We start from the raw sequence: 12,432 nt of genomic DNA, 5'->3' as shown, positions 1-12,432 counted from the left end.
AGGTCACATCAGGTTTACTTTATCTGTATATATCCTAGAAATATACAAAACCCCATTCCTTTTCCGAAGAAAAGGGGGGGGTTTGTCATCAATCTCGAAAAAGGCGTCGATTGCGACGCCTTTTTTTATTTTTATTCATTTGTTTTTTTCATGATTGTGCACAGGTCCATCAGAGTTTCGATATGCTGTTTTTTTGCGAAGGAGGTGACGATCACTTCTTGATAGGTTGGCAGAACTTTTGCGAGCTGTTCTTTCCCTTTTTCGGTCAATTTTGTGTAAACGCCGCGGCGGTCAGTGTCACAAATGTGTCTCCTGAGCAAGCCGCAACTTTCATCTTCCAGACGGGAAACCAATCGGGACATGGCGCTTTGGCTCAACCCGGCTTCATTGGCGAGCTGTTGCAAGCGCATGCGGTAACCGGGTGCTTCGGACAAAATAAGCAAAACATGAAACTCGCTTAAAGAGAGTTGGTGTTTTTCTTGCAGGAGACGTTCAAGCTCATGCAGTACTTGGGTGTAGATTTTGTGCAAACTCCTCCATTTTTTTACGATCTCTATTTTCGAAAGATGATCCATTTTTTTCACCTGCTTAAACATACGTAGTGGTACGATGAAATGAGCGTTTGTTATCTAATAACTTGAGCTGTATTCCTTTACAATTCTAAAGGGTTGATTTGCTTTTTGCAAAAAAACATCTTGTGATTTTCAGGCGCATCCAGCGGCGAAAAACGAAAAAAAGTATACACAACGTCGCCAGCACTTTTCGGGATTTAAGGATTTCAAATCAATGATCCCTTTGGAGGTAACGGAGTGTAGGCAAGAGTTTATTTATCATCATGAAGAGTATAAAAATATCGGATTATTGCAAACGTAAAGAAGGAAGTCATGCTAAAATAGTAGTTGGATTCAGAATTATCAGCACAAAGGCATGGAGGAGAAGGAGAGAAAAGGGATGTTTAACCTTAAAAGATCGCTTCCTGTGGCACGCTTGTTTGTCTTGGCCCTGATACTTACTCTATTTGCCGCCATGGCCCCTGGTTTTGGCGTTGTTCGTGCAGCAACGGTCACGGTCGATTCTTCTGCTGAATTGATGAATGCGTTGGCTTCCGCTAAGCCTGGCGACCGGATCGTGTTGGCCTCCGGAATCACTTTTTCCGGCCAGTTTAAGGCGACTGCCAGTGGCACTGCTTCCGCTCCGATCACGTTGGAAAGCGCCGATCCTTCTAATAAGGCGGTATTGAAAGGGAATGGAACCGGGAGCGGCTATGCTCTGCAAATCACCGGGGATTACTGGAATATTCGAAACGTGAAAGTGACGAATGCGCAAAAAGGAATCATGTTGGATCATGCGAACCATAATTTGCTCGATGCGGTGGAAGTCTACCAAATCGGGGATGAAGGAGTCCATTTTCGTGACGGCAGCTCTTACAACACGCTGCAAAACTCCTATATCCATGATACAGGCAAAGGACAACCGGGATTTGGCGAGGGAGTCTATGTCGGTTCTGATAAAGGGAAATGGTCAACGATCAACCCTGCGTCAGATTATAACCGTGTCGTTAATAACACGATCGGGCCCAATGTCACTGCCGAGCATATCGATATCAAGGAAGGTTCGACGGGAACGGTTGTCAGCGGAAATATTTTTGATGGCAGAGGCATGACGGGGGATAATTATGCGGATAGTTTTATTGATGTGAAAGGGAATGATGTCACAATCAGTTCCAATGTCGGATACCGGAACGGCAATGAGGTTATTGCCGATGCTTTCCAAGTCCATCAGCAGGTATCCGGTTGGGGACTCAACGCGGATTTTAACGGCAATACCCTCTACCTGGATAACGCCTCCTGTTATGTTGTCAACGCAGCCAGCGGGACAAGCGCCAGAGCGCATAACAACATCCGAAGCCCCAAAGGCAATATGTACCGGGGAAATGTCACCCAATACTAGACTTTTGGGGGTGGAGGGGCATGATTTAAATGTTGAGTTTCGCTGCCGGATGCAGCAGATCCATTTACGTTTTTTCTGTTGACATGAATCATTGTCGTTAATATAATAAAACAAAGTAAATTGATAAGAATTAATCTATTGAACCGACCAGACCACTGGAGGTCCAGATCCTTGCATCGATTGCAGGTGATGGGACCTCCTTGTTTTTTATGGACTGAAATGTTGTCCTCATAAGGCACCCCAAAGCAATCAGAATGGAGAAGTTTGCCCTGGCATTTGACGAAGACAAGAGGAAAAGGAGGGCCGTATCGTTGAGCAGACAAAATACCCATAAAAATGAAGTGCTCGTAAGAGTGTTGTCTGTTGTTACTGTTGTTATGATCTTTTTTTTCTGGGCGATCAGTACGGAGCGGAAATGGATTGATCCTGTTTTCCTGCCTTCTCCGCAATCAGTGTGGATTGCTTTTTTGGACCTTATACATAATGGATACAAAGGGGCTTCTTTATTCAACCATATTCTTGACAGTCTTAACAGGTTGTTTCAGGCGCTGGTTCTTGCGCTGATTACTGCCGTTCCACTCGGATTGATATCTGGATATTCAAAATATTTTCGCGCGATTTTCGATCCTGTTATTGAATTTTACAGACCTCTTCCGCCGTTAGCTTATTATACATTGCTGGTATTGTGGCTGGGGATTGATGATAAATCGAAGATTGCGCTCTTATTTCTGAGTGCTTTTGCTCCATTGTTTATTGCAACGGTATCAAGTGTGCAGAAGGTTCCTCAAGATCGAATCAATGCAGCCAGATCGTTGGGGGCTTCAAAGTGGAAGGTATTGGTTTACATCATTTTTCCAAGTTCTCTGCCTGACATTATTACCGGGCTTCGCACAGCGATTGGAGTCGCTTATTCGACTTTGGTTGCGGCGGAAATGGTAGCGGCCACTTCCGGAATCGGGTGGATGGTATTGGATGCAAGCAAGTATTTACGCAGCGATATCATTTTTGTGGGAATTATTTTGATGGGAGGAATTGCCGTCATCATGGACGGATTGATTCGCTGGATTCAACATCGTCAATTTCCGTGGATCAAAACCCCGGATTGATTTCCATTCAGACAAACAAATTCTAATAATGTCACCAGGAGAAGGAGAGGAAAGCCCGGATGTCTTTTCAAAAAAAGAGCAAATGTTTACTTATTATTCTGTTTTCTTTCTTGATTCTGTTTACGGCCGCTTGTTCCGATCAGGCAACATCATCAGCATCACAATCAAAGTCGGCACCGAAAGAAATTCGTTTGGGGTACCAAGTTTCACCAAGTGCTGAACTGTTAGCCAAAGCTTCAGGTCTGCTGGAGAAAAAATATCCAGACATCAAAATCAATTGGATTCAATTTGATTCAGGACGGGATGTGAATACCGCAATTGCAAGCGGCAGCATTGATTTCGGACTCGTTGGCACCCCTCCTGCCGCCATCGGCATTGCCAAAGGATTGCCGTACAAAGTCTTTTATGTACATGACGTCATTGGAGATAGTGAAGCATTGGTGGTCAAAAAAAGTTCAGGCATCAAAACGCTTAAAGATCTTAAAGGTAAAAAGATCGCGACGACATTTACTTCGACATCTCATTTCAGTCTGCTGGGTGCGTTAAAAAAGGAGGGAATCAACCCTGAAAAGGAAAAAATTACAATTCTTGATATGCAACCACCCGATATTTATGCTGCATGGAAAAGAAATGATATAGATGGGGCGTATATCTGGCAACCTACACAAGATAAACTCATTCGTGAAGGAGGAAATGTTATCGTAACCTCCGGAGATTTGGTCAAAAAGGGGGTGGTCACGGCTGAAGTAGGGATCGTTCATAAGGATTTTCTAAAAAAGTATCCTGACATTGTTAAGGGATATATATCTGTCTTAAATGAAGCAGTCGGTGATTATCGAACGAAACCAGAACAATCTGCTCAGTTACTTTCTAAAGAACTGGGGATTTCTCCGGCAGAAAGCTTAAAAACGATGCGACAAATGATTTGGCTGGATGGTTCGCAACAGAAAAAATACTTTGGAGAATCCGGTCAAACCGGGGAATTGGCAAAAGTATTGAAGGATACCGGAGACTTTATGGTTACACAAAAAGCGATCCCGTCTTCTCCTGATCTAAAAACTTTTCAACAAGCTCTGTTAAGTGATTTATACAAGTAAGGAAAAAAGGAGGGGAGGTTGTGTCAATCGCATCTGCCGTATTACACAAGGAACCCGTAACCAGTTCCCCATTGATTGAAGTAATGAATTTAAGTTTAACTTACCATGGCAGAAACAATAAATCGAATGTTCTGGATAATATAAATCTCCAATTATACCAAAATGATTTCGTATGCGTATTGGGACCGTCAGGATGCGGAAAATCATCGCTGCTGAATGTGTTGGCCGGATTTATTAAACCGACGACTGGGGAAGTGATCATCGATGGTGAAAAGCATAATAAACCGAATTCTGATGTCGGAGTCATATTTCAGCACCACAACTTGTTCCCGTGGTTAACGATTGAAAAAAATATCGAGTTTGGATTGAAAATGAAATCTGTTCCGAAAAGCGCTCGTAAAAAGATCGTTTCCAGGCTGTTAAAAATGGTGGAACTGGAGTCTGCGGCCAAAATGTGGCCCCATCAACTTTCGGGAGGGATGAAACAAAGAGTCTCCATAGCCCGGACACTTGCAACTGATCCAAAAGTGATCTTGATGGATGAACCTTTCAGCGCACTGGATGCCTTGACCCGGGAGAACATGCAGAGACATCTGATTGGAATTTGGGAAGAAACGCAAAAATGCATATTTTTTATCACCCATGATGTTGAAGAAGCGCTGTTATTGGGAACGCGGATTTTGGTTATGCATCCCAATCCCGGAAGAATCGTGGTCGATATGTTAAATCCGTTGCGACAACCTGGTAAATCAAGGGAAGAGATTAAAGAATTAAAAGAATTTAATGAGCTTAGAGATCATTTCATTTCCAAGATAAGAAGCTCTTGAGTAAATCGACAACGGGCCATAGTCAATTGAAAGGAGTATGAAAATGTCTGATCATTCCCGTCCGCTCAAGTTTGAAAACCGTGAAGATCGTGAAGGTCCGCGTATTCTTCGCCGTCTGCCGGAAGGCCTGGAGGAGCGTCCCTACCAGTTGTTTGAAGTCAAGCCGCTCAGTCCGATCATTGGTGCTGAAATCGTCGGCTTGGATCTGGCAAAGCCAGTCACACCAGAGGTACAAGCTGAGTTAAATCGGGCATTATTGGAGTGGAAGGTTCTGTTCTTCCGCAATCAGCCAATCACCAGTGAGCAACTGCTCGCTTTTGCCCGTCAGTGGGGTGAACTGGAAATACACCCGTTTTACATCAACAAGCACTCAAAAGAAATCGTGCAATTTGCCAGGGACAAAAAGCAAGCCGGTTCCGAGAACATATGGCATACCGACGTCACTTTCCGTGCCAATCCTGCCAAAGCTTGCATATTAAGAATGATCGAGGTTCCACCGGTTGGAGGCGATACGTTATGGGCTGACATGGGGGCCGCATATGACAATCTTCCTGATGAGATTAAGGAACGAATTGATGGCCTCACCGCTCTCCATGATTTCACTCCTTCTTTCAGCCGTTTACTGTCCCCGGAGGAGCTGGCTGCCAAACAGGCAGAATTTCCGCCTGTTGAGCACCCGGTTGTTCGAACCCATCCGGAAACGAGACGCAAGACGCTATTCGTAAACCCGGCGTTTACTACCCGGATTCCCGGTCTGGAACCGGAGGAGAGCGAGAAACTGCTTCAGTACCTGTTTCGTCAAGCCCATATACCCGAGTACCAGGTGCGCTTTCATTGGGAGGTGAATTCGGTCGCCTTTTGGGATAATCGTGCCACCCAACATTACGCGGTTTCTGACTATTATCCTCATCCGCGAAAAGCAGAACGTGTGGCAATCGTCGGTGATCGGCCGTTTTAAGGGAACGAAGGAACCGGGCGGTGGCCCTGACCAGACAACTGATTTGTAAACCAGTTGACCCTTGCTTTTGCAAGGGTTTTGTTTTTGAAATGGAACTGTTGGAAAGGAATGTTCGTTTTCCGGGGCCCCGGTTTCTGTTTTTTATCGTATGCTTTGAGGCCTGAGGATCAAGGGGAGCGTGCGGGGAGTGACTTCATCCCCATAATGTCACCGTTGGCCGCTAAGTTACCTAATCGTACCTATCGCACCAATCAGTAACAATGGCACAAAAAAGTGCGTACTTCCTAATCGGAAGCAGGTAATGCATAATAAGGATCGTGGCTGTCCGGCAACCGCCGCCATTCAAGTGGTCAGGAGGTGGAAAGCATAGAAGATACAGACATGAATCTTTGTTGGAAAGGATCGCAAAAGCAGGAGTGCAACGGCGGATAACCGGCCGTTCGCAATAGATGGAATATTTATAATCAACTCTCTTTTTAGAGAGACTTGCTGGAGGGTTGTTTCATGGCGAAACATTTGCAGGATACCACTACTTTGTACAATGGTGTGAAAATGCCCTGGCTTGGGTTGGGAGTGTTTAAGGTGGAAGAGGGGCCGGAACTCGTCAATGCGGTAAAAACGGCGATCAAGTACGGGTACCGCAGCGTGGACACTGCCGCCATTTATCAAAATGAGGAAGGTGTCGGACAAGGGATTCGCGAAGGTCTGGAACAAGCCGGTATTTCCCGGGAAGAATTGTTTGTGACATCCAAAGTGTGGAATAGCGATTTGGGATATGAATCCACTTTGCAAGCTTATGAAATCAGTCTGCGAAAACTCGGTCTGGATTATCTGGATCTGTACCTGATTCACTGGCCTGTGGAAGGAAAATATAAAGAGGCTTGGAGAGCATTGGAGACTCTTTACAAAGAAGGACGGGTTAAAGCAATCGGGGTCAGCAATTTCCACATTCACCATTTGGAAGATTTGCTGAAGGATGCGGAAATCAAACCCATGGTGAACCAAGTGGAGTTCCATCCCCGGCTGACCCAGAAAGAACTGAGAAAGTATTGCAAAGAACAAGGGATACAATTTGAAGCATGGTCTCCGTTAATGCAAGGACAATTGCTGGACAATCCGGTACTAAAAGAGATTGCCGACCGGTACGGCAAATCGGTTGCACAAATCATTCTGCGTTGGGACTTGCAACATGGTGTTGTGACAATTCCCAAATCGACCAAAGAACATCGTATAATCGAAAACGGGTCCGTCTTTGATTTTGAATTGACAAAAGAAGAGATGGAACGAATTGACGTGTTGAACCAAAATCACCGGGTCGGTCCGGATCCTGACAATTTTGATTTCTGATCAGGAGCGCAAGGGATGGGCAGTGTTCCATCCCTTGTTTGCATTTTCACAATCATCAACGGTTCTTGTCCGGCCGTTTTTTGTGTTTATTATCAACGTTGCGAGACTTCAGCACTCCAGAAAGTTGCCAAGCAAGCAGGAGGAAATTGTCTGAATGAAGTTAAACGGGGATAAATTTTTGATTCTTGCAAAAAGGATGGATGAGGTTTTATTGGATTTACAACAAAATAGATCTGTCGGAAGACAAAGCGATGTAAAACATGATTTTCTTCAAACAGATCATGAACGGTTGATTATCGAGAATCAGGAAGTCGAATAGCCGAGTGTATGAGCCATTTTCTATCTTGTTGAATAAAAATATTATACATATCTGCTTGTTAACAAGAGACAAAAGCAGTTTGTAAATTTATCTTCTGATTAAATCATGAATCCGTGATGGATCAAAGAATTGTCATCAAAGTGAGGTGTTGGGACTGTCGATCCAAAATATTGTAATCAATGGAAGGTTTGAAACAGGTACAATAGCACCTTGGGTGTCTATGAATGCCGTAGTCACTAGTCAGTATGCACATTCTGATTTTTATTCGGTCAGACTCCAAGGTGGGAATATCGTTTCTTATATCGCTCAGATAGTTCCGGTAAACCCTGGCAGCTATGAGTTCTTTGTTTCCTTAGCCAAAGTCTCATCTTTACCCTCCCCGCCGGTTCAAGCCCATTTGATAGCTCGTTTAATTTTTTGGAGGAGGGCCGGTTTTTAAATATTCTCTTTAATCGGATACCAGAGATTACAAACAATTTATGGCTTGAAGTCTACCAAACGACTGTTTCTGCACCAGCAGGTACTGCTTATGCATTCATCTTGGTCAATACTTTGCCGTAGCCGGGGAGTACGGATATCTTAATAGATGATGTTGCTTTGCTGACTTCAGGCTATGAAAACGGAATTACAGGAGCAACCGGAGCGACAGGAGCAACCGGGGCCACCGGAGCAACTGGGGTAACAGGAGCAACGGGAGTAACCGAATCAACAGGAGCAACGGGAGTAACAGGAGCCACAGGAGCGACAGGAGCAGGAGCTGCCCCAGCATTTTTGCAGGTATTCAGCGATGTGACACAAACAGTGGCATCTGGAGATGATGTTGTTTTCAATAACTCAAACCCGACAGCCACAGCGGATTTCACCTTTACTCCTCCATCGGCCACTGTCACTATCAACACACCTGGACAATACCGTATTGAATACGCAGTTACCCTGTCCGATGCTGCTACACAAGCTGCCGCTTATTCCCTCGTCTTCAGTGATACAGGTACCCCGGTACTTGCTTCAGACTATGGATCAACCAATGCCATCGGTCAAAGCAATCAGGTTACCGGATTTACTATTCTTGACATTACAGAGTCAACAGGCATTTCGTTGCGCAATATCGGAGCCACGGATGATACCTTGACCAATACGATTGATGGAGCCACGGTTTTGTCTGCTTCGCTGCTGATTCACAGAATTGGTTAACGCTTCTCTTTCAGACTCTCCTTTTGCATGAATCTCTGCCATCAGTGATTCGTGCATGGACACAAACCCAAATCCTTGATGCCTAATAAGCATCCCTCTGAGGGGTCAGGGGGATGCTTTCTCTTTGTGATGGGTATGGCTCGTGAAAATAAGCCGGGATTTCCTGAAGTCTTCTCTCTCTCCTGCATAAAGATTGGGAAAGGAGATCCCAGCCGGTGGCAGAAATGATTCCGAAAAACTTTTTGATTTCATGCCTTTTGCTGATCTGCCGGGGAAATCCTTTGTCCCGGGGGCGGAATCACATTAAAATGGCAGAGAAGTTGAATATATGATACAAATAAATTAGAAAATCCCATAATTATTATGAAATTGAGATATAAAAACCAAATGGCTGGCGATGGAAAAATTTTAATGAATCCTGGAGAAGGGACGATTGACTTGAAGAAACTGATTAATAACCCTGAACATGTGGTGCGTGACATGATTGATGGCATGGTTTTGGCTCATCCCGACAAACTGAAAAATCTGACGGGGACCAATGTTCTGATTCGTGCCAATGCCCCGAATGGAGGCAAGGTCGCATTGGTCAGCGGAGGCGGAAGTGGACATGAACCATCGCATGCCGGATATGTCGGGAGCGGCATGCTCGATGCAGCCGTAGCCGGAGAAGTTTTCACATCCCCCACGCCCGACCAGATCCTTGAAGCGATCAAAGCTGTGGATGCCGGAAAAGGGGTATTGTTGATCATAAAAAACTACTCAGGGGATTTGATGAACTTCGAGATGGCGGCCGAACTGGCAGAAGCCGAAGGGATTCAAATCGCCAAGGTGATTGTAAATGATGATGTTGCGGTTGAGAACAGTACCTTTACTCAAGGACGCAGAGGAATCGCGGGAACGGTTTTTGTCCACAAAATTGCCGGCGCCCTTGCTGAAAAAGGAGCTTCCCTGAAAGAAGTGGAACAGGTGGCCAACAAGGTGATTCAACATGTGCGCAGCATCGGAGTCGCATTGACTCCATGTACTGTTCCAGCCGTTGGAAAACCCGGTTTTGAAATTGGGGAACAGGAAATCGAAATCGGGATCGGCATCCACGGAGAACCGGGAACTTACCGGACTGCCATGGCTACAGCCGATGAAATCGCCGAAATCCTTTTGTCCCGGATTCTGGACGATCTGAAACTAACCGCAGGGGACCGGGTTGCGGTGATGATCAACGGTCTTGGCGGAACTCCGTTGATGGAGCTGTATATTCTGCACAAGAAAGTATCCCAAATCTTAAAAAGCAAGGATATTTCCGTTTACGACACATATGTAGGCGAATATATGACGGCAATCGAAATGGCCGGATGTTCCATCTCGCTCCTCAAACTGGATGATCAACTGATTGAGCTACTTGAAGCACCTGCCGATACCATTGCCTGGAAAAAATGACAAGGAGGAAAAAGCCGTTGATTAAATCTGATCATATTATCAAATGGATGAATTTGGCCAATATTCGATTGGATGAGCAGAAAGAGTATCTCACCAGGCTTGATCAGGCGATCGGCGATGGGGATCACGGCATCAACATGTCCAAAGGTTTCAAAGAAGTGATTGAGAAAATCCATCAGACAGACTGTCACGATATCGGGAAATTGTTGCAGGATATCGGAATGGTGCTTGTTTCCAAGGTGGGGGGCGCTTCAGGTCCTTTATATGGCACTGCGTTCATAAAAGCAGGGCAGGTATTGAAAGGGAAAGAGGAAATCACCATCAGTGAATTGGGGCAAGCCTTGCAAGAATCTGTAAACGGCATCAAACTGAGAGGGAAATCACAGGTTGGCGACAAAACCATGCTGGACGTCTGGGAACCGGTCACCCGGTATATTCAGCAAAAAGGAAACGAGCTCAACGCCGATGAACTGGTTTCCTTTGCCAGAGAACAAATGGAAAATACGAAGGAGCTGGAAGCCCGGAAAGGACGTGCTTCCTTTTTGGGAAAAAGGTCAATCGGGCATTTGGACCCCGGTGCCGTTTCATCTTTCCTGTTGTTTGAAGCCCTGTGTTCAATCCTTGAAGAAAACAGGGATGCGGGTCAAACAAAAGAGGACGGCATGGCGGAATATGTCGGAGTCGTTATTGTTTCTCACAGCCATGAGTTAGCCAAGGGGTTAAAAAAGCTGCTTTCCCAATTGAGTTCCCATGTTCCCGTCGCTTATGCGGGGGGGACGGATGAGGAGGAACTTGGCACGAGTGCAGACAAGATTCAAAATGCGATAAGATCGGTTTATTCCGATAAAGGTGTGGTTGTCCTCTTTGATCTGGGGAGTGCCCTGATCAATACCGAATTGGCGATCGAGCGGCTGGCGGAAGAAAACATCACAAAGGTTCATATCGCAGATGCGCCATTGGTGGAAGGTGCCTATGCGGCTGTGGTGCAGTCCGGGTGTGGGTCCAGCCTGGATCAGGTAATCGAGGTAACGCGAAAAGCCAAGTCAATGGTGAAAATATAGGCATCCATCCGGACGGTACACTGAAAGATATCCACCCGAAAGGGCGCAGGTTAATTGCGATAGCATACATGATAGATAGGGGACTTTTGGGATGTTTATAGAAAAAATCAGCGCGTTTGCAGGAAAAACTTTTACGTTTTGGGTCATTCTTTTTTCGGTGATTGCCTATTTGTTCCCAGGCGATTTCATATGGATCGGGGATTATGTCGTTCCCCTGTTGGGAATTGTCATGTTTGGGATGGGACTTACATTGTCGGCAGCCGATTTTAAAGAAGTTTTTCGCCGGCCAAAAGATGTGGCGATCGGGGTGCTTTGTCATTATCTCATTATGCCAGGGTTAGCATTTTTATTGGCATGGGGATTACATCTGCCGCCGGAGGTGGCTGTTGGCGTCATTTTGGTAGGGTGCTGTCCGAGTGGTACAGCATCCAATGTGATGGTGTTTCTGGCCCGGGGGGATGTCGCCCTTGCTGTGTCCATCGCCTCAGTTTCCACGATTATTGCCCCTGTTGTCACTCCGTTTCTGATCTATTTGCTTGCGAGTAAGTGGGTGGAGATCAATATCTGGTCACTGATTGTTTCGATTATTCAGGTCGTGATCATCCCGTTGGCTCTGGGATTTATCATTAAGAAATTCTTTGGTAGACAGGCAGAAGCGAGTGCAAAAGCCCTGCCGCTCGTCTCTGCCGCCGCGATTGTGATCATTGTTGCAGGAGTCGTGGCTGGCAGTCAGGCAAAGCTGGCTGTTACGGGGCCGTTGATTTTTGCTGTGGTGATTTTGCATAATGTATTGGGCTTTCTGCTGGGCTTTTTCCTCTCCCGTCTGTGCGGAATGGATTTGGCAAAACAAAAGGCCGTGGCAATGGAAGTAGGGATGCAGAATTCCGGATTGGGTGTAGCGATTGCAACGGCGAATTTCTCACCGTTGGCTGCCGTACCCAGTGCAATTTTCAGTGTATGGCACAACATATCAGGTTCGATCCTCGCCTTTGTTTTCAGCCGTATGAGGGATAAAAAAGAATAAAGAACGGGTCGTACAATCAGTCTATGAATTTTTGGCGGATGAAATAGAGTCGGCATGGAGACCCCTGCCACAGCTGAAGGCAGGGGTTTTGTTATGAAATTTTTTTGGTATGACCGGT

General features: G+C 45.6%; 13 protein-coding genes and 1 pseudogene. 13 read left to right on the top strand and 1 reads right to left on the bottom strand.

The window, feature by feature from the left end; translation table 11 throughout:
- Positions 1–131: 131 nt before the first annotated feature.
- Positions 132–575, bottom strand: coding sequence for a MarR family winged helix-turn-helix transcriptional regulator (locus I8U17_RS11635; protein ID WP_198056309.1), 444 nt, complete (start codon positions 573–575; stop codon positions 132–134).
- A 376-nt stretch (positions 576–951) separates the two neighbouring features.
- Here I8U17_RS11635 and I8U17_RS11630 point away from each other — a divergent pair, with 376 nt between their 5' ends.
- The 13 genes and pseudogenes from I8U17_RS11630 to I8U17_RS11570 all read left to right on the top strand — a co-directional run bounded on the left by I8U17_RS11630 (position 952) and on the right by I8U17_RS11570 (position 12,314).
- Positions 952–1,950, top strand: coding sequence for a right-handed parallel beta-helix repeat-containing protein (locus I8U17_RS11630; protein ID WP_198056310.1), 999 nt, complete (start codon positions 952–954; stop codon positions 1,948–1,950).
- A gap of 377 nt (positions 1,951–2,327) precedes the next feature.
- Positions 2,328–3,056, top strand: coding sequence for an ABC transporter permease (locus I8U17_RS11625; protein ID WP_370589250.1), 729 nt, complete (start codon positions 2,328–2,330; stop codon positions 3,054–3,056).
- A gap of 59 nt (positions 3,057–3,115) precedes the next feature.
- Positions 3,116–4,153 (top strand): taurine ABC transporter substrate-binding protein, encoded by a 1,038-nt coding sequence (locus tag I8U17_RS11620; RefSeq protein WP_198059442.1) that lies wholly within the window; start codon positions 3,116–3,118, stop codon positions 4,151–4,153.
- A 20-nt stretch (positions 4,154–4,173) separates the two neighbouring features.
- A complete protein-coding gene (locus tag I8U17_RS11615; protein WP_370589249.1) occupies positions 4,174–4,980 on the top strand; it encodes an ABC transporter ATP-binding protein in 807 nt (268 codons plus the stop codon).
- A 43-nt stretch (positions 4,981–5,023) separates the two neighbouring features.
- A complete protein-coding gene (locus I8U17_RS11610) occupies positions 5,024–5,938 on the top strand; it encodes a TauD/TfdA dioxygenase family protein (RefSeq protein WP_232331054.1) in 915 nt (304 codons plus the stop codon).
- 504 nt (positions 5,939–6,442) lie between these two features.
- Entirely contained in the window at positions 6,443–7,285 is an 843-nt protein-coding gene (locus I8U17_RS11605) for an aldo/keto reductase (RefSeq protein ID WP_198056313.1), read from the top strand.
- A gap of 154 nt (positions 7,286–7,439) precedes the next feature.
- Positions 7,440–7,604: a hypothetical protein gene (locus tag I8U17_RS11600; RefSeq protein WP_198059440.1), complete on the top strand. Its 165-nt coding sequence runs from the start codon at positions 7,440–7,442 to the stop codon at positions 7,602–7,604.
- Between the two features lie 145 nt (positions 7,605–7,749).
- Positions 7,750–8,043, top strand: coding sequence for an NTTRR-F1 domain (locus tag I8U17_RS11595; RefSeq protein ID WP_370589248.1), 294 nt, complete (start codon positions 7,750–7,752; stop codon positions 8,041–8,043).
- A 158-nt stretch (positions 8,044–8,201) separates the two neighbouring features.
- Complete coding sequence (locus tag I8U17_RS11590) at positions 8,202–8,795, top strand: hypothetical protein (protein WP_198056361.1); 594 nt, start codon at positions 8,202–8,204, stop codon at positions 8,793–8,795.
- Between the two features lie 438 nt (positions 8,796–9,233).
- Positions 9,234–10,229 (top strand): dihydroxyacetone kinase subunit DhaK, encoded by a 996-nt coding sequence (gene dhaK, locus I8U17_RS11585; RefSeq protein WP_198056357.1) that lies wholly within the window; start codon positions 9,234–9,236, stop codon positions 10,227–10,229.
- Positions 10,226–10,867 (top strand): annotated as a pseudogene (gene dhaL, locus I8U17_RS11580) (dihydroxyacetone kinase subunit DhaL); the annotation flags it as partial. The gene dhaK and the pseudogene dhaL, both read left to right, overlap by 4 nt.
- Before the next feature lie 24 nt (positions 10,868–10,891).
- Positions 10,892–11,290: a dihydroxyacetone kinase phosphoryl donor subunit DhaM gene (dhaM, locus tag I8U17_RS11575; RefSeq protein WP_198056358.1), complete on the top strand. Its 399-nt coding sequence runs from the start codon at positions 10,892–10,894 to the stop codon at positions 11,288–11,290.
- A 91-nt stretch (positions 11,291–11,381) separates the two neighbouring features.
- A complete protein-coding gene (locus tag I8U17_RS11570) occupies positions 11,382–12,314 on the top strand; it encodes a bile acid:sodium symporter family protein (protein ID WP_198056316.1) in 933 nt (310 codons plus the stop codon).
- Positions 12,315–12,432: the final 118 nt, after the last annotated feature.

The sequence above is a fragment of the Thermoactinomyces sp. CICC 10521 genome, assembly GCF_016055135.1.
GTDB lineage: Bacteria > Bacillota > Bacilli > Thermoactinomycetales > Thermoactinomycetaceae > Thermoactinomyces_A > Thermoactinomyces_A daqus.
The sequence above is the reverse complement of the archived record's forward strand: the minus strand, read 5'-3'. Positions and strand labels throughout refer to the sequence as shown.

Coding starts and splice junctions, on each gene's coding strand:
- I8U17_RS11605 (WP_198056313.1), top strand. CDS start 6,443: ATGGCGAAACATTTGCAGGATACCACTACTTTGTACAATGGTGTGAAA.
- I8U17_RS11630 (WP_198056310.1), top strand. CDS start 952: ATGTTTAACCTTAAAAGATCGCTTCCTGTGGCACGCTTGTTTGTCTTG.
- I8U17_RS11610 (WP_232331054.1), top strand. CDS start 5,024: ATGTCTGATCATTCCCGTCCGCTCAAGTTTGAAAACCGTGAAGATCGT.
- I8U17_RS11635 (WP_198056309.1), bottom strand. CDS start 575: ATGGATCATCTTTCGAAAATAGAGATCGTAAAAAAATGGAGGAGTTTG.
- I8U17_RS11600 (WP_198059440.1), top strand. CDS start 7,440: ATGAAGTTAAACGGGGATAAATTTTTGATTCTTGCAAAAAGGATGGAT.
- I8U17_RS11625 (WP_370589250.1), top strand. CDS start 2,328: ATGATCTTTTTTTTCTGGGCGATCAGTACGGAGCGGAAATGGATTGAT.
- dhaM (WP_198056358.1), top strand. CDS start 10,892: ATGGCGGAATATGTCGGAGTCGTTATTGTTTCTCACAGCCATGAGTTA.
- I8U17_RS11570 (WP_198056316.1), top strand. CDS start 11,382: ATGTTTATAGAAAAAATCAGCGCGTTTGCAGGAAAAACTTTTACGTTT.
- I8U17_RS11620 (WP_198059442.1), top strand. CDS start 3,116: ATGTCTTTTCAAAAAAAGAGCAAATGTTTACTTATTATTCTGTTTTCT.